This is a genomic window from Pyrobaculum islandicum DSM 4184 (genome assembly GCF_000015205.1).
Lineage (GTDB): Archaea > Thermoproteota > Thermoprotei > Thermoproteales > Thermoproteaceae > Pyrobaculum > Pyrobaculum islandicum.
In genome coordinates this window covers 618,170-634,673 of record NC_008701.1, presented here as the reverse complement: position 1 = coordinate 634,673, position 16,504 = coordinate 618,170, and the positions used below count along the sequence as shown (strand labels likewise).

Sequence of the window (16,504 nt, the reverse complement as noted above, 5' to 3'; positions counted from 1 at the left end):
GCGACGTGGTAGATATCAGTAGAGAATTGCAAGTAGCCATAAGCACAGGTAAGGTTGTAATGGGTTTCAAAGAGGTTAAGAAAACAATACTTACAAGTACTCCAAAATTGGTGATATTGGCTGCAAATGCTCCCAAATGGGCAAAGGAAGACGTTGAATATTATGCCAAATTAGCAGGAGTACCTGTATTTATATTCCCAGGCTCAAGTATAGAACTAGGCGCAGCGGCTAAAAGACCTCATAAAATCATGGCGCTAGCCGTGATAGATCCCGGCCAGAGCGAAATATTAAAGTTGGTTGAACATGCCTGAGATAAGATTGACTGAAGAGGAGATCCGATACGCTACGCTTTTCGAAAGTATTACAGGTATAACACCAATAGATGTAGTTCTCGATAATGAATATTCCAGAATCATTTTTGTAGTTCAGAAAAATCAAGCGGCCTTAGCTGTGGGGAGAGGCGGCTCTAATGTCAAAATGCTAAAACAAATCTTGGGCAAAGATGTAGAAATAGTAGAAGGCGGAGATACGCCGGAGGAATTAATAAAAAATAGCTTATATCCCGCCAAGGTTATTATGGTAAAAGTTACAAAATCTCCCTCGGGGTCAAAAGTGGCAATAACTACTGTAGCTCCCGAGGATAAAGGTATAGCTATAGGAAAAAACGGCCGTAACATAGCACGCGCTAGGATTCTAGCTAAGAGGTATTACGACATTGATAAAATCATCTTGGCTTAAAGGCAAAAATTTATTAATAGTCAACATAGGAGAGGTGTGCCTGGTAAGAAATCGCCTTACGGACTATTTGCGGGGGGTAAATTAAAGAGAAAAAGGAAGAGATTCAAATGGAATGACATAACATATAAGCGTAAGATGTTAGGGCTTGTTGAGAAATACGACCCCTTGGAAGGTGCGCCTATGGCACGCGGTATAGTGCTTGAGAAGGTCGGCGTAGAGGCTAGAAAACCAAACGCAGCAGTACGAAAATGTGTAAGAGTTCAACTTGTAAAAAATGGCAAAGTAGTCACTGCATTTGTTCCATTAGACGGCAGTTTAAACTACATAAATGAACACGACGAAGTCATTATTGAGCGCATCGGCGGCCCAGAGGGCAGATCTCTCGGCGACATCCCAGGCGTTAGATTCAAGGTTATTAAGGTAAACGGAGTTTCGCTCTGGGCTATTTGGCGCGGAAAGAAACAGAAGCCAACTAGGTAATGCCAAAAGCAACTATTGTAGAGAAAACACCGCTGTTTTTAAAGGCAGTAATTGAGGGAGCCTATCCCTCTCTTGTAAATTCTATTAGAAGAGTAATAATATCCGAACTCCCCGTCATGGCAATAGACTATGTCGTAATAGTGAGCAATACGTCTGTAATGTATGACGAAATGTTAGCACATAGACTGGGGCTTGTCCCCTTGACAACGCCGCTACAAGCCCTTCCGCCGATAGAAGATTGTGAAACAGGACTTGTTGATCCATCGGAGTGTACCGTTAGGCTTATGCTCCAGATAAACGCGGAAAGTGATAAAATTGTTTACTCCGGTGACTTGGTGTCAGAAAGGCCAGATGTGGTGCCCGTATATAAGGATATACCAATTGTTAAGCTTGTAAAGGGCCAAAGTATTATATTAGAGGCCTATGCTAAGCTTGGCCGTGCAAAAGAACATGCAAAATGGCAAGCCGCACTTGCAAGCTACTATTACTATCCCAGAATTAAAGTGCTAGATGAGAAATGCAAAGAAGAATGTAAGGATATCTGTAAAGAATTGACAAATCCGTTTGAATGTACTTTTAATAAAGCTTGGACATGTAGAGATATTTGTGGCGATAGGCTAATAGTTGAGTGGGATAGGTATAAATATGTCTTCTGGGTTGAATCATTTGGTAATTACGATGTTGAGACAGCACTAAGGGAAGCCTTTAGAATCTTAAAGAAGAAGTTTTCCGACTTTATAACTACCTTAACTCAGAAAGCCGGTAGTCTAGTAGAGACAAAAGTTTAAATATAGAAACTCTCGCAGAAGCGGTATGCCTCCTAATCCGACCGGACCTACAAATAGACAGCTAAGGATGTTGGCAAGATTTCTTAGAAAAGCGGCTATGGCTAACTCTGCTAATATATGGAGGGTAGTAGCAGAGTTCATAGAACGACCTAGGAGACAGAGAGTAGTAGTAAATGTCGGTAAGTTAAATAGAGTAGCTAACGATGGAGATATAGTAGTAATACCGGGGAAATTACTAGGCGGAGGAGAGCTTAAGAAAAGGATAATAGTTGCGTCTGTAAACGTATCGCGCAAGGCCGCGCAGAAGGTAATTGAAGCGGGAGGAGAGCTTTTGACAATCCCGGAACTAGTGAGAAGAAATCCAAAAGGAAGCAATGTAAAGATAGTGATATGATTATCGAAAAGAGAGAGCTTGAGCAATTGCCAGAGAGAGGCGAGATAATCATCGACGCAGATGGCCATATAGCTGGCAGGTTAGCGACATATGTTGCTAAAGCGTTGTTAGAAAGACCTAGTCTTAGGATTGTTGTTGTAAACGCCGAAAAATTAGTAATCACGGGAGATCGTAAAATGGTAATTGAGTGGTTTAAGAGAAAGATAAGCGAGTGGCGTACTCATTACAACCCAGAGAAGGCTGGGCCTAAGATACCGAGAAGGCCGGATAGAGTTTTCAAGAGAATTGTAAGAGGAATGTTACCCAAGAAGAATATGCGTGGACGTTCTGCATTAAAACGCCTAAGGGTCTATATGTCTATACCACTGGAGATGTTAAACAGGAAAAAACTAGTTTTATATGAGGTACCTTTGGCAAAGCTCAAGGTGAAGCCGTTAGCAAAATTTGTAACTCTTGAAGAGGTTTGGCGTAATATAGACTTTGCCGCTTGGGAACAATGGAAACGCGCGCAAGAGATATGGCAGAAAAGAATTAAACAAGTCACTGGCGGGTAGCTATGGAAGTTAAAATCCAGGGAGCCGAAGTTCTACAAGAGACGCCTAGGGTCGTAATATCCGTTGGAAAAAAGAAAACAGCTGTAGCCAGAGCAATTATAAAGCCGGGAATAGGCCGTGTTAGAATCAACGGATATCCGCTGGAACTATGGCCTATTGAGATGGCCAGGTTAAAAATGAGTGAACCTTTGATTCTTGCCGGCGAATTAGCAAAAAAAGTTGACATAGAGGTAAATGTATCTGGTGGGGGCTTCATGGGACAAGCAACAGCAGTGAGAATAGCCATTGCGAGAGGACTTGTTGCATATTTCCAAAGCCAAGAACTAAAAGAGCTTTATGAAAAATACGATCCGTATATGCTCAAGGGCGATCCTAGGAGGACAGAGCCCAAGAAACCTGGCATTAAACACGCCAGAAGCAAGAGGCAGAAGGCTTATCGATGATCGTACCAATCAGATGTTTTACATGTGGTAAACCGCTTGGACACCTTTATATAACTTTCAAGCACAGAGTCCTCGCTGGAGAGCACCCTGGACGTGTGTTAGACGAGTTAGGGGTTCATAGGTATTGTTGCAGAAGAACTCTCATAGCACATGTAGAATGGATAGATGACTTATTAGTTTACGAAAAACGTAGCTGATGAAATTCGGAGAATAATTTTATATACTGCGGAAATATGGCCTTTTTATGTCTAAGGCGCCACAGCAATTAAAATTACCTTCTCCAATTAAGGTATTGACAAAAATGCTAAACAAAGAGATTGTTGCCCGACTAAAGGGGGGAGTTGCAGTAAAAGGTACTTTGACAGCTTATGATGGCTGTATGAATCTGGTTCTTGACAATGCTGCAGAGTTAAATAACTCTGGCGAGCCTGTCACACGATATGGTAGAATTGTGGTTAGAGGGTCCCAAGTAATTTATGTCTCGGCATTAGAGGTAACACCATGATAGTCATAGAGAAGGTAGACAAAACGCCTGTAGTAAAGCGACTTGTAGAAATTGTAGAGAGAAAAGGCCAAGGACATCCCGATTATATTGCAGACGGTATTTCTGAGTGGGTAAGTAGATACTTATCAAGATATTACCTAGAACATTTTGGTATAATTCTCCATCACAATGTCGATAAAACTCTTGTAGTTGGCGGTCAGGCGGCACCGCGTTTTGGCGGCGGCGAGGTCTTACAACCAATATACATACTAGTCTCCGGCAGAGCAACATATGAGGTAAGAACTAAGGATGGCGTGATAAAGGTGCCGTTAGGCACATTGGTTATGCAAGCAGCGAGAGATTGGATAAAACAACATTTCCGTTTCCTTGACCCCGATACACACGTAGTAATTGACTATAAGATAGGCCAAGGTTCTGCAGACCTGGTAGGAATATATGACTTGGGCGTAAAGAGCGTGCCTTTAGCTAACGACACCTCTGTGGGCGTTGGGTATGCACCACTTACGCCTCTAGAACAGCTTGTATATAAGACTGAAAGACTCTTGAACTCCAGAGACTTTAAGGCGAAATATCCAGAAGTCGGAGAAGATGTTAAAGTCATGGGCGTTAGAGTTGGGAAAGAGGTTAAACTAACGGTGGCCGCCGCTATGATTAGTAAATTAGTGAAAGACAAGAGCCACTACTTATCTGTAAAAGAGGATGTAAAAAAAGCTGTCGAAGATCTCGCCTCCAAAGTAGCCCCTGAGTATAACATAGAAGTTGTAGTCAATGCCGCAGACAAGCCCGAACACGGCATTTTCTATCTAACCGTGACGGGGACTTCTGCAGAGCATGGCGACGATGGTATGACAGGCAGAGGCAATAGGGCAAATGGCCTTATAACTCCCATGAGATCTATGTCACTGGAAGCGGCAGCCGGTAAAAACCCTGTGAGTCATGTCGGAAAAATTTACAATGTTGTCGCACAGAGAATCGCAGATAAGGTGTATAATCAGGTCAAAGATATTATCGAGGTATATGTGGAAATTGTTTCACAAATAGGAAAGCCCATAAACGAGCCTAAAATTCTAAATGTTGAAATTATAAAAAGCGGTGAGCTCACAGGCGAGGTTAGAAACGAGGTAGAAGCCATTGCTAGAGAGGAAATTGAAAAGATTACACAGATTACCGACTATATCCTAAGAGGGGAAGTGTCTCTGTATTAAACCTCGTCTGTATTGTTCTACAATCTTTCTAAGGTCGATTTCTTTCCTCTCCTCTATCTTACGTCTTATGTCTTCGACTAGTTTCTTTACAAGATCTTGGTCAATCACGTAGAACTCGCCTAACTGTAGCTTAGCCACTTGTTTTAAAGGCACCCCAAGAGTTTTCCGCGCCACAGCCTCTTCTACTGACTCGATATTTCTACAGATTGTGCCCACAGGTTCGTCTCCTTTGCACTCTACAGTTTCGGATGTGTGTATTAGTTTGTACTTCGAACCGTAGTTAGATAGGATTTCTATAAACACTTTCTTAAGCTGCTCCAATTCTGCTTCCTTTTTTATTAACTCGCTTGTTAACGTCTCTACTCTTGTTTGCAACTCTCTATATCTTAAATCGCGCCATTTTTCGTCTTCAAGTCGTTTACGTAATTGTGTATATTCTTGTCTCAGGGTTTCCAACTCTTTACGTAACTGTTGGTTCTCGTATTCAAGAGCCCTTATCTGTGTTTCTAATGCGCTCTCCCTTCTTCCACATGGTTTCTCTGCCGTAATGTATACTACACGTACCTCTTTCTCTTCGCGTTTCTTTAATGCCTCAGATACAGCTTGAGCTATGGAGTATCCACGTACTACGAGAGCTTTTGCGTATTCCAACTGTTCTAGGTTCAAAATTTTTCCAAATTCTTTTTCTATTTTGTCAAATTTAAGCTTATACTCTTGGTAGGCTCTGTAGGCTGCTACCAAAGCATCGCGCTCATGGCTAGATTTTACACGCCAATTTATTTTGTCAAGTATCTCTGTCTTCTCCTCAGAAGACAAGTCTTTACCTGGCGTATAGAGAACTGCCCCGCTCATGGCGGCAAGACGCTTTACAAACTCTGGCGCTTCTGCTACATCTGTGGCAATAAGCACCGGTATACCCCATTGGCGTACATACCTTAATATATCACCTCTGGAAAGCCCCCTCCGTGCCGCTGTATCTAAAACTTCTCCATCTAAGGTAAGTATTGCAAGACCTGTGACGACACCTGGATCTACGCCAAGTATTAAATAACGCTCATGTGAGGGAGTTCCTCCTCTTTTTGCAGGAGCTGAGTAAATAGTAACTGCGACATCTATGCTGCGCATTGGTTTTATATATCTCCTTACTACCTCTTTGTTAGCATAGACTACAAACTTTGCAGATGTCACCTCGCCGGACTCCTCCTTTATAAATAAGTCGTAATCTAATTTAGCTTCTTTCAATTTTAACTCTATCTTAGACGCAATAGACTTTATTCTATGGGTGATATTTCTCATAAAACGATTTCTGCTCATGCCGCCCGGCGTCGTGGATATTTTCCTATATATCAATATGATGGTCTCTTCTTCAAAAAGCTTTACCGGAGTGCCAATGCCTAGACTTGCTAGCAGAGCCAAATATTCCGCAGTTTCTAGAGGTGTCAAGTGGCTCTTGGCAACTCCGAAATATTCCTGCACCAACTCCTCCATTTTTTTGAAGCCCAGTTTGTCTCTGGTAACTTCAATTACCTCAACGGTGTAGGGTAGCTTGCTTAATAACTTTATGAGAGCTCTACCATATTGAAATAATTCACTCACGTTGTCTACAGCCAAGGTTCTTATGGCATACTTTTTAAATAAGGATGGCAAATTACGTGGATTTACAATACCCTTTTCTAAAGTAGTTTTACCCTCTACAACTATGTATGCAAAGTTTCCGTCAGGCGTTATATCAATGCCAAGTATAGCCACAAGCTATGAGAAGACATACTTATTAATCTCTATCATGAAGTTTTTACTTCTCTCTCTGCCTTCTTCAGCTATTTTAAATAGCTCATCAACGGGTATTTCAACGCCGTTTTTCTTGAAAAACGACGAAATATTCTCGAGATCGCGCTTGAGATATGTGCTAGAGTTGGGATAACTTGCAGGAATCCATTGTGGCCAATCGATTATATAACTCCTTTTGCCTACAAGTATGTTATATGGCGAGAGGTCGCCGTGGATAATACCCAAGCCCAAGGCCTTACGAAGTGTTTCAACTATATCGTCTGCGACTTTTTTAAAGTCGTAATATGTAAGTCGGTAAAGCTCAATGCCATCTATATATGCCATAACTACTACATGTCTATTATATGCAATAGGCTCCGGTACTAATCCACCCACTCCAAAGATTTTATCTAGGGCAAAAAATTCGGCAAATGCCGAAAGCCTAGTCTCATATATCTGTCGAAGGTGTTTATATTTACGCAACCGCGATATAAAAGCCTCTTCGTATCTAAACACAGATACTCCACCACGGTGGAATTTAATCGCTACTTTAAATCCAGAGGGAGTTTCGCCTACATATACCACAGATTCTTTGCCTACTCCTATAGGCGTAGGAGATATCTTTACAAGTTTTCGTTTAACTCTTAGTGTATGTATAGCGAGTATATCATAGCCTGCCACTGTAATTTTCCACCCTAAATATGGCGAGAGGTTTCGCCGCAATAATCCAAAATAGTGAAGACGACGTATAATTTCAGAAACTTGCTCTTTTCTAAGCCTAGACCATCTTTCTATCAACTCTTGTGGGACAAATTCATACTTCTTATGTCCAGCCTCTATGATCCTAAGTACCCTTAGCTCTCTTTTTGATAATTTATCGTAAATCTCGACCAAGCTTTTAAGCACAATTTAAAAAGATATACCGTGGGTTAAAAATGTGAGGAAAATTATTACCTTAGTTTCAAGAGAACAAGCTGTAATAGGCCACAGATTTCGCGTAGTAAGTATTCCCGACGAGTGCAAGTCGTGTAAACTATATGCTGTGTGTCTAGGAAAATTAACGCCAGGTAGGAGTTACGAAGTTATCGAAATAAGACCCTCTCTTGGACAAAGGTGTAAAATCACTGGCGAGGAGGTCGTACCAGTTGTCGCCGCGGAGTTGCCTATCGTTGGGTTGGTACCCCTTAACAAAGCACTGGAGGGAGCCATAGTGACTTTTGAAGGAGAATGTAAAGGGTGTAAGGATTGTCCAGATAACATAGTTAAACCTGGCGAAAAGATAAAGATAATTAGAGTGTTAGGAAGGACGAGATGTAAAGATAGAGATTTCGCTACTGTTGAGTTTTATATCTTAGAAGCGCCTTTACCCTCAGAATTAGGTGCCGTAGGGACTTATCAAGACCATTCTCGCGCGCCTCTTTTACGACGTCCTTTAAAATAACCTTTGCCTCTGAGATTTTGCCTTCAGACGCTAGCTTTTCCGCCTCTCTTAGACGTGTTATGAGTCTTGCAGCTATCGCTTGTAGCTCCTCCGCCATAGCCCTGCTAAAATCCTTTCTTTAAATGTTTTAAGCTAATAACACCACCGTCCTGTGGATAGAGTTGCTATATATATTAGAAATCTCGAAGAGGCACTAAACAGTCTCATATTAAGAGACCAAGCGTATAAGTATATTGTGGATTTAGCACAGGCTTATCTCAAAGACTCAAAATATTACTACTCTATAGGCGATAGAGAAACTGCCCTGGCAACTGTATCTTATGCAGAGGGGCTCCTAGACGCGTTAAAACTAATTGGAATTGCTGACTTTGTATGGAAAAAGCCCAGCGAGATTAAGAACAATAAAGTTGTAATGGTTGCAGGTACATTTGAGATCTTACATCCTGGACATCTTCTGTATTTAAGAGAGGCTTGGAAATTAGGCTACGTCACCGCAGTTGTATCTTCAGATGAAAACGCAGAAAGGACAAAGAAACGTAAGATTATAATTCCACAGCAGCAAAGGGCGGAGATTCTCTCATCGATATACTACGTCCATAAGACAGTTGAGGGTAAACCTGGTAACATCTTTGACATTTTTTATGAAGTAAAGCCAGACATAGTTCTCCTAGGGCCTAACCAGAACATATCTGAAGATGTTGTTAAGCAAGAGGCGAAAAAGAGAGGCGTAGACGTGGAGATTATTCGTCTGCCAGAGTTGTATAAGTGCGAATTATGTAGTACAACAAAAATTATCGAGAAGATAATAGCCTCGTTTTCTCAATGCCGTTAAATACAGAGGCCGCCAAGAGAATACAGGAGGTTTTGGCTAATAATATAGTGTTTTCTCCACTTCCACCGCCAGAGACCGTCGCTGGACTAGATGTGGCCTACAGTGGAGATCTTGCATATGGAGTTGCAGTAGTGGTCCAACTTTCAACTCTTCAAGTTATAGACATTGCATGCGCAATAGTAAAAAGCGTAGTCCCATATATCCCAACGTTTCTCGCATTTAGAGAGCTCACGCCCATGTTAAGAGCTTATATCAAGCTCAGAGTAAAGCCGGATGTAATACTCGTAGACGGACACGGCATAGCTCATCCAAGAAAATTTGGCATTGCGTCACATATAGGAGTAGTATTGAAAAAGCCAACTGTCGGAGTCGCAAAATCTAGGCTCTACGGAGAGGAGCAGAGAGATGTTGTGACGGATCCATTAACAGGCGAAGTTATCGCAAAGGTCGTTCGATGCGGGGGTAAGAAATACGTCTCGGTAGGCTCCTATATTACGCTTGAGGATGCGGTAAAACTTGTAGAAAAGTTGTGTATAAACAAAGATGTATATCCTCTTAGATTGGCCCATAACATGTCGCAAAAGTTAAAACAGAAGAAGCCGCATGTCTTTGATCAGTGGGGTGAGGCACCTGTTAGCTCCGAAGAATGTACTTAGGATAAAAAGGCAATGGCGCCGGGGGTGGGATTTGAACCCACGCCCCCTAGACGGGGACGGGATGGCCCGGATTTCTACTCTCGAGTCCCGCGCCTTAGGCCGCTCGGCCACCCCGGCCTGTAGTATCAACGCCTTAGTTTAAAAGTTTTTATGATAAAACACATAAGGAGACAAACTTTATATATCTAGGCCGTTTCTAGCGCTTATGTCAATTAGAGGCGCAAAGTTTCACGGACCCTCGCCGCCTTCTGATACAGTAACAAATTGGGTACTTGCGCCGTTAGAGAGAGGAGTTATTTTTGCATGTCCTAACTGTGGAAAAACAACCATAATACGTAGCGCAAGGTCGCGTAAGTTGGGCGTGCCATACCGCTGTCCGGAGTGCGGATTTGTAGGCCCCTAGCACATTAAGTTTTAAATAGAGGTCACAGACTCGATGTCATGTCTGCAGAAGTGGCGTTAGTATATAGAGTACTCCCAGAAAGCGTTGAAGTAGATATAGAGAAGTTGAAAAACGCTGTTGTAAACAAATTGGCGCCTAAATATAAAGTTGATAAAGTAGAGGTAGAAGATGTGGGATTTGGTATAAAAGCTCTTAGATTTTTCATTAGAATGCCTGAGTCTGACGAATATAGCTCCGACGAAGTAGAAGAGCTTCTACGATCCGTAGAAGGCGTAGGAAGTTACGAACTTGAATATTTCTCAAGACTTAGTTTTTAGTCAAGGTTTTTATACTCTAGATTATTGTTTTTAATCGTGTCTGAATGGATTGAACTTAGGGTACTTGAGAGTAAAGCTCGCGATGCTAACCGTCCCATCGTTAGAATAGATCCTGAAGTTATGGAAAGAGCCGGCATTATTGTCGGCGATGTTGTAGAGATCGTTGGACGGAGGAGGACAGCGGCAAAGGTTTGGAACGGTCTCCCAGAAGACCGCGGCAAAGGCGTAATCAGAATGAACAGCATTTTAAGAAAGAACGCTGATGTAACCCTAAACGAAACAGTGAGAGTGAGGAAGATAGAGCCTAAGCCTGCCGCCTTTGTAAAGCTCGCCCCTGTGTCTATGACTATTGCAGTAGATACCAACTTCCTCCAATACATCAAACAGAGACTTAGAGAATACATCGTAGTAGAGGGCGATATGCTACAGATATATGTGCTGAGCCAGCCGCTTACGTTTCAAGTGGTTCAGACAAAGCCGGCAAACGCCGTGTTAGTCATCACGGAGGACACCCAGATCCAGATTTTTGAAAAGCCGGTTTCGGGCGTTAGGATACCCCACGTTACTTGGGAGGATATTGGTGATTTGGAGGATGCTAAACAGAAGATTCGTGAGCTTGTGGAGCTTCCTCTTAGGCATCCTGAGTTGTTTAAACATTTGGGTATTGAGCCTCCGAAGGGTATCCTCTTGATTGGCCCCCCTGGCACGGGCAAGACTCTCCTCGCCAAGGCTGTGGCTAACGAGGCCAACGCCTACTTCGTCGCTATAAACGGCCCCGAGATCATGTCGAAGTACTACGGCGAGTCTGAGGCGCGGCTTAGGGAGATTTTCGAAGAGGCGAAGAAAAACGCCCCCGCCATAATCTTCATAGACGAGATAGACGCCATAGCCCCCAAACGCGAGGAAGTCACGGGAGAGGTAGAAAAGCGAGTGGTGGCACAACTACTAACCCTAATGGACGGACTACAAGAGAGAGGACAAGTAATAGTAATAGGAGCAACCAACCGCCCAGACGCAATAGACCCAGCACTAAGAAGACCAGGAAGATTCGACAGAGAGATTTGGATAAACCCGCCGGACTTTAAAGGTAGGTATGAAATCCTTCTCATACATACTAGGAATATGCCTCTTGCACCTGACGTAGATCTGAGAAAGCTAGCCGAGATGACACACGGTTTTTCTGGGGCCGATCTCGCCGCACTTGCTAGAGAGGCTGCTATGTCTGCTCTAAGAAGAGCTATTCAAAGCGGTCTTATCGACCTTAACCAACCCTCTATCCCGCCTGAGGCTCTTGAAAAAATCAAAGTTACTATGTCAGACTTCATAAACGCCATGAAAGAGATAATACCATCTGCTCTAAGAGAGATACACATAGAAGTTCCCCGTGTCCGTTGGGAGGACATAGGCGGCTTAGAAAACGTTAAACAGGAACTCAGAGAGGCCGTGGAGTGGCCTCTCAAATACCCTGATAAGTTTAAGAAATTCGGTCTCCGTGCTCCTAAGGGCATTCTCCTATTTGGACCACCTGGCACAGGAAAGACACTACTGGCAAAGGCGGTGGCCACAGAGTCGGGGGCGAACTTCATCGCCGTCAGAGGTCCAGAGATATTTTCCAAGTGGGTTGGCGAGTCGGAGAAGATGGTTAGAGAGATTTTTAGAAAAGCCCGCATGGCTGCACCAGCGGTCATCTTTATAGATGAGGTAGATGCACTTGCAACAGCAAGAGGTCTAGGCGGAGATTCCTTAGTTAGCGAACGCGTTGTTGCGCAACTACTAGCTGAAATGGATGGTATAAAAGCGCTTGAAAATGTAGTAGTTATAGCAGCTACCAATAGGCCGGACCTTATAGATCCGGCGTTGTTAAGACCAGGCCGTTTCGATAGAATAATCTACGTCCCACCGCCTGATTTTAAAGCCAGGCTTGAAATATTGCTAATTCACACCAAGGCAACTCCTCTAGCTAAAGACGTCGACCTCGAAGAGTTAGCACGTAGAACCGAGGGCTACTCTGGCGCAGACTTAGAGCTATTGGTAAGAGAGGCAACGTTCTTGGCATTACGCGAGGATATAAACGTCAGAGAGGTTTCAATGAGACACTTTGAAGAGGCACTTAAAAAGGTCAGACCCTCGATTACTCCAGAGATGTTAAAATTCTACGAAAGTTGGTTAGAAAAAGCGAGACAGTTGACGGTAGCCGTTAAGACTAAAGCGACGCCTCCACTATATCTATGATACTAACTGTTATAGGTAATATTATTGACATGTTATTGAAAAGACAGGAGACTACAACAAGCGAAGATATAAAAGCGTTGTTAAGACGTGCAAATATCCAAATATCGGACTCTGAACTCGTTAAAGTACTTATGACGCTTGAAATACATAAGAAGATCTATGTGAAAAAAATCAAGAAAGAAGGTAGAGAAATCTTTCAAATTTCAAGGCGTAAATAATATATAGACAGTTTCCACATTAAATGTGGGTGTTACAGAATTGGGGAAACTTATAGGCAAAGATATACGGCGTGAGGTAAAGCTAGAAAACTTAGCAGGTAAATGTATAGCCCTGGACGCGTATAATTCATTATATCAGTTTTTAGCGTCAATTAGGCAACCAGACGGCACCCCCCTTATGGATCGCGTAGGCAGAATTACAAGCCATCTATCAGGTCTCTTCTATCGCACTATTAATTTAATGGAAGCTGGAATAAAGCCCGTTTATGTATTCGATGGGAAACCCCCGGAATTTAAACTTGCTGAGATAGAGGAGAGAAGGAAAGTCAAAGAAAAGGCAATGGAAGAGGTTTTGAAAGCGATAAAAGAGGGAAGAAAAGAGGATGTAGCTAAATATATGAAAAGAGCCGTTTTTCTCACAAGCGATATGGTTGAAGACGCGAAAAAACTACTTACATATATGGGTGTGCCGTGGGTTCAAGCGCCCAGCGAGGGAGAGGCACAAGCCGCACATATGGCCAAGAGAGGTCATTGTTGGGCAGTCGGGAGCCAGGATTACGACTCTCTACTATTCGGCTCGCCTAGGCTAGTACGTAACCTAGCTGTATCGCCCAGGAGGAAAATTGGAGAAGAGGTGATAGAACTGTCACCAGAGATTATAGAGCTCGATGCAGTGTTAAAATCTCTGAGATTAAAAAATAGAGAACAACTTATTGACTTGGCAATACTCCTTGGCACAGATTATAACCCAGATGGCGTGCCAGGAGTGGGGCCGCAAAAGGCGCTTAAATTAGTGTGGGAATTTGGGGGGTTGGAAAAAATGCTAGAGACGGTCCTTAGGGGCGTTTATTTCCCCGTAGATCCTCTAGAGATAAAGAAATTCTTTCTCAACCCGCCAGTAACCGACGAATATTCAACCGATATTAAAAAGCCAGACGAGCAAAAGCTTATTGACTTCTTGGTAAGAGAGCACGACTTTAGCGAAGATAGAGTCTTGAAGGCCGTTGAGAGATTAAAGAGGGCGCAAACAAAGTATAAAATATCGTCGTTAGATAGCTTTTTCTAACATGGCATTAAGGCTGGTAGAGGAGTTGACGAACGAGGGCATTATAAAGACCGAACGTGTAAAAAAGGCTATGTTAGCTGTACCACGCGAAGAGTTTGTAATGCCTGAGTATAGAATGATGGCCTACGAAGATAGGCCTCTCCCCCTGTTTTTTGATGCAACGATATCAGCGCCGCACATGGTCGCCATGATGTGTGAATTAGTTGAGCCAAGGCCAGGCATGAAGATTTTAGAAGTCGGCACAGGCTCTGGATATCAAGCGGCAGTATGTGCAGAAGCTATAGAACGGAAGGGAAAAGTCTATACTATAGAAATTGTAAAAGAGCTCGCAATATATGCAGCCCAAAATATAGAGCGGCTAGGCTATTGGGGCATTGTCGAAGTATATCACGGCGATGGGAAAAAAGGCCTTGAGCGTCATGCGCCTTTCGACGCCATTATAGTAACTGCAGCAGCTAGAACCATTCCTAGTGAATTAATAAAACAGCTTAAAGATGGAGGGGTCTTGGTAATCCCTATTGAGGAAGGGGTTGGCCAAGTTCTGTATAAAATAACTAAGAGGGGAGAGAAAATCGAGAAACGCGCAATTACATACGTCTTATTTGTCCCATTACGTGACAGCTAGGGCTCTACTCTATAGCGATCGCGTGGATATAGAGTCGCATGTCTCACATTATCTAGACCTAGTAGAGCTGTCAATAACCTATTAAAGCCTAGACCAAATCCTGCATGTGGCGGCATGCCGTAGTCAAACACCGCTAAATGACTCTCGAAAAGCTTGGGATCTAAACCCCTCTTTCTCATCTCCTCCTCTAGCTCGTCTCTCTTGTGTATCCTCGTGGCGCCCGAAGCCACTTCAATCCCATTGATTATTAAGTCATAAGACTCGCTTCTATCATTCTCCTTCCGCTTGGTATAAAATGGTCTAAGCGAAGCTGGAAAATCTATTATAAAGTAGACAGAACCGTAAAATCTCATCAATGCCTTTTGCATTTCCACTGTAAAGTCGTCTCCCCATTTGACAGAGTAGCCAAGCTGGCCCAGTTTTTCAATTGCTTCGTCATACTCCACCCTAGGTATTTTATCAAGCTCTGTTACTACAGGCATAAGGCCGACCTCTCTGAGTCTCGCAACATTCTCTGAAAGCACTAAGACCACGCGTTTCATAATTTTCTCTAAGATATCCATCACATCATGGTAATTCATAAAAGCGGCTTCGGCGTCTACAGAAATAAACTCGTTTAAGTGGTAGTCTGTATTATGCTTCTCAGCTCTGAACGCAGGGCCTATTTCAAACACTCTCTCTAACGATGCAGTCAGCTGTTCCTTATATAGCTGCGGACTTTGTGAGAGATATGCGACTCTTTCGAAATACAACACTGGGAAGAGCTCGGCGCCTCCCTCTGTACTTGTGACGATGATTTTAGGCGTAAAAACCTCCACAAATCTCTCCCCATAGAGAGTCTCACGAATTTCACGCAAGATTTTAGAAGCTAAAGAAAATACAGCCAAATTGCGGGGTCTCTTTAGATCTATAGAACGCCATTTTAATCTAGTCGCCAAATCTGGGGTCTCAGACCAAATATCTAGCGGGAGAGGCTTCGCTTTATTTAAGATAGTTATGTCAGTCGGAAACACCTCTACACCTCTCTTAGCTATCTTGCTCGTCTCTACAACACCTTTCACAACTATAACGTCTTCTCTATTGAGTTCTGAAAAGACTCTAAACACGTGCTCTGGTGTTTTTCCAACTTTAAGCGTCAGTTGTACAAACCCCTCTCTATCTCTAAGCACTATAAACTTCACCTTCCCAAGATCTCTCAACTCCCACACCCAACCGGCAAGCGTCACCTCTCTACCGTGGAGATCTGTCGTAATATCGCTAGTCCAGTGGGTCTTCTTAGGATACACACAGTAGGAGAAAGATCTAGTAAAAAAATTACGCCCTTAGCTCCCTCTCTCTCTCACTAATTCCACTTTCACATTAGTTCCAGATATCCGGCTAATTATAGCCTGTAGTCTCTCTGGCTTAATCGGCAACCTCCTCACCTCTCTAGACGGAATTTTAACCACAGTCTCTGTAGTTCCGTCGGGAAGCCAAGACGTAGATATAGTCAAGAGCTTAGCCGGCGAGACAAGTTGTGCAATCACCTCGTTAATGCCGCCGTACTCCACTACTTTTACACTCCTCCTCAACAATGACGTGAGCTCTTTTTCCAACTGTATAAACGCGCTACGAGGTATCCTTTTGGTATTCCTCATAAGTATAATAACCATGTCGTCTACCTCATAGGATTTTACATATTCTACATCTGTGAGATTTATCTTCTTCTCAACCTTCAATAAGGCGTCAGACACTTCCACATCAAGCCATTGGTACCTCCCACTGTCTATAAGCGATTGACACTTCTGACATAGCACACGCGTCTTGACACAAAATTCACAGAACGGAATTTTAACCATCG

Annotated in this window: 23 protein-coding genes and 1 tRNA gene; 19 read left to right on the top strand and 5 right to left on the bottom strand. The window is 43.0% G+C overall.

What is annotated here, in order from left to right; all coding sequences use genetic code 11:
• The first annotated feature begins 5 nt into the window (after positions 1-5).
• From PISL_RS03610 to PISL_RS03570, 10 genes are read left to right on the top strand one after another with little or no spacing between them, the layout of a single operon-like run.
• Positions 6-311: a 50S ribosomal protein L30e gene (locus PISL_RS03610; protein WP_011762454.1), complete on the top strand. Its 306-nt coding sequence runs from the start codon at positions 6-8 to the stop codon at positions 309-311.
• Positions 304-738, top strand: a complete 435-nt coding sequence (locus PISL_RS03605; RefSeq protein WP_011762453.1) for a NusA-like transcription termination signal-binding factor — start codon at positions 304-306, stop codon at positions 736-738. The genes PISL_RS03610 and PISL_RS03605 overlap by 8 nt, the downstream gene beginning before the upstream one ends.
• 36 nt (positions 739-774) lie before the next feature.
• The gene (locus tag PISL_RS03600; protein ID WP_011762452.1) at positions 775-1,218 is read left to right on the top strand and encodes a 30S ribosomal protein S12; all 444 of its coding nucleotides are present in this window, start codon (positions 775-777) and stop codon (positions 1,216-1,218) included.
• Complete coding sequence (locus PISL_RS03595; RefSeq protein ID WP_011762451.1) at positions 1,218-2,006, top strand: DNA-directed RNA polymerase subunit D; 789 nt, start codon at positions 1,218-1,220, stop codon at positions 2,004-2,006. Before PISL_RS03600 ends, PISL_RS03595 begins: the two co-directional genes overlap by 1 nt.
• 25 nt (positions 2,007-2,031) lie before the next feature.
• Entirely contained in the window at positions 2,032-2,400 is a 369-nt protein-coding gene (locus PISL_RS03590) for a 50S ribosomal protein L18e (protein ID WP_011762450.1), read from the top strand.
• The gene (locus PISL_RS03585; RefSeq protein ID WP_011762449.1) at positions 2,397-2,954 is read left to right on the top strand and encodes a 50S ribosomal protein L13; all 558 of its coding nucleotides are present in this window, start codon (positions 2,397-2,399) and stop codon (positions 2,952-2,954) included. Before PISL_RS03590 ends, PISL_RS03585 begins: the two co-directional genes overlap by 4 nt.
• Positions 2,955-2,956: 2 nt before the next feature.
• On the top strand, positions 2,957-3,397 hold the full coding sequence (locus PISL_RS03580) for a 30S ribosomal protein S9 (RefSeq protein WP_011762448.1): 441 nt from the start codon (positions 2,957-2,959) through the stop codon (positions 3,395-3,397).
• Positions 3,394-3,594, top strand: coding sequence for a DNA-directed RNA polymerase subunit N (locus PISL_RS10635; RefSeq protein ID WP_011762447.1), 201 nt, complete (start codon positions 3,394-3,396; stop codon positions 3,592-3,594). The genes PISL_RS03580 and PISL_RS10635 overlap by 4 nt, the downstream gene beginning before the upstream one ends.
• A 47-nt stretch (positions 3,595-3,641) precedes the next feature.
• Entirely contained in the window at positions 3,642-3,902 is a 261-nt protein-coding gene (locus PISL_RS03575; RefSeq protein ID WP_011762446.1) for a U6 snRNA-associated Sm-like protein LSm6, read from the top strand.
• Positions 3,899-5,107: a methionine adenosyltransferase gene (locus PISL_RS03570; protein ID WP_011762445.1), complete on the top strand. Its 1,209-nt coding sequence runs from the start codon at positions 3,899-3,901 to the stop codon at positions 5,105-5,107. The genes PISL_RS03575 and PISL_RS03570 overlap by 4 nt, the downstream gene beginning before the upstream one ends.
• On the opposite strand, the gene PISL_RS03565 is transcribed toward PISL_RS03570, so the two are convergent.
• On the bottom strand, positions 5,081-6,856 hold the full coding sequence (locus tag PISL_RS03565) for a DUF460 domain-containing protein (protein ID WP_011762444.1): 1,776 nt from the start codon (positions 6,854-6,856) through the stop codon (positions 5,081-5,083). The genes PISL_RS03570 and PISL_RS03565 overlap by 27 nt on opposite strands.
• Before the next feature lie 3 nt (positions 6,857-6,859).
• Positions 6,860-7,780 carry an RIO1 family regulatory kinase/ATPase domain-containing protein gene (locus PISL_RS03560; RefSeq protein WP_011762443.1) on the bottom strand — a complete coding sequence of 307 codons (921 nt, stop codon included), beginning with the start codon at positions 7,778-7,780 and terminating at the stop codon, positions 6,860-6,862.
• A gap of 31 nt (positions 7,781-7,811) precedes the next feature.
• Between PISL_RS03560 and PISL_RS03555 the strand changes: the two genes are divergently transcribed.
• From PISL_RS03555 to PISL_RS03545, 3 genes are all read left to right on the top strand, one after another.
• On the top strand, positions 7,812-8,315 hold the full coding sequence (locus PISL_RS03555; protein WP_011762442.1) for a UPF0179 family protein: 504 nt from the start codon (positions 7,812-7,814) through the stop codon (positions 8,313-8,315).
• 151 nt (positions 8,316-8,466) lie between these two features.
• Positions 8,467-9,147, top strand: a complete 681-nt coding sequence (locus PISL_RS03550) for a DUF357 domain-containing protein (protein ID WP_011762441.1) — start codon at positions 8,467-8,469, stop codon at positions 9,145-9,147.
• Entirely contained in the window at positions 9,138-9,803 is a 666-nt protein-coding gene (locus tag PISL_RS03545) for an endonuclease V (RefSeq protein ID WP_011762440.1), read from the top strand. Before PISL_RS03550 ends, PISL_RS03545 begins: the two co-directional genes overlap by 10 nt.
• A gap of 13 nt (positions 9,804-9,816) precedes the next feature.
• Here the strand turns inward: PISL_RS03545 and PISL_RS03540 are convergent.
• A tRNA-Ser gene (locus tag PISL_RS03540) sits at positions 9,817-9,920 on the bottom strand.
• A gap of 88 nt (positions 9,921-10,008) precedes the next feature.
• Between PISL_RS03540 and PISL_RS03535 the strand changes: the two genes are divergently transcribed.
• The 6 genes from PISL_RS03535 to PISL_RS03510 are packed head-to-tail and all read left to right on the top strand — an operon-like array spanning position 10,009 to position 14,664.
• The gene (locus tag PISL_RS03535) at positions 10,009-10,206 is read left to right on the top strand and encodes a zinc finger domain-containing protein (protein WP_011762439.1); all 198 of its coding nucleotides are present in this window, start codon (positions 10,009-10,011) and stop codon (positions 10,204-10,206) included.
• A gap of 38 nt (positions 10,207-10,244) precedes the next feature.
• Positions 10,245-10,523, top strand: a complete 279-nt coding sequence (locus tag PISL_RS03530; protein ID WP_011762438.1) for an elongation factor 1-beta — start codon at positions 10,245-10,247, stop codon at positions 10,521-10,523.
• Between the two features lie 36 nt (positions 10,524-10,559).
• Positions 10,560-12,755 carry a CDC48 family AAA ATPase gene (locus PISL_RS03525; RefSeq protein WP_011762437.1) on the top strand — a complete coding sequence of 732 codons (2,196 nt, stop codon included), beginning with the start codon at positions 10,560-10,562 and terminating at the stop codon, positions 12,753-12,755.
• On the top strand, positions 12,752-12,973 hold the full coding sequence (locus tag PISL_RS03520; protein WP_011762436.1) for a hypothetical protein: 222 nt from the start codon (positions 12,752-12,754) through the stop codon (positions 12,971-12,973). Before PISL_RS03525 ends, PISL_RS03520 begins: the two co-directional genes overlap by 4 nt.
• 25 nt (positions 12,974-12,998) lie before the next feature.
• Complete coding sequence (fen, locus tag PISL_RS03515; RefSeq protein WP_011762435.1) at positions 12,999-14,039, top strand: flap endonuclease-1; 1,041 nt, start codon at positions 12,999-13,001, stop codon at positions 14,037-14,039.
• 1 nt (position 14,040) lies between these two features.
• Positions 14,041-14,664 carry a protein-L-isoaspartate(D-aspartate) O-methyltransferase gene (locus PISL_RS03510; RefSeq protein WP_011762434.1) on the top strand — a complete coding sequence of 208 codons (624 nt, stop codon included), beginning with the start codon at positions 14,041-14,043 and terminating at the stop codon, positions 14,662-14,664.
• Here the strand turns inward: PISL_RS03510 and aspS are convergent.
• Together aspS and PISL_RS03500 are read right to left on the bottom strand one after the other, a co-directional pair.
• Complete coding sequence (gene aspS, locus PISL_RS03505) at positions 14,661-15,950, bottom strand: aspartate--tRNA(Asn) ligase (protein WP_011762433.1); 1,290 nt, start codon at positions 15,948-15,950, stop codon at positions 14,661-14,663. The two genes, PISL_RS03510 and aspS, sit on opposite strands and share 4 nt — an antisense overlap.
• A 36-nt stretch (positions 15,951-15,986) precedes the next feature.
• Positions 15,987-16,502, bottom strand: coding sequence for a transcription elongation factor NusA (locus tag PISL_RS03500; RefSeq protein WP_011762432.1), 516 nt, complete (start codon positions 16,500-16,502; stop codon positions 15,987-15,989).
• Positions 16,503-16,504: the final 2 nt, after the last annotated feature.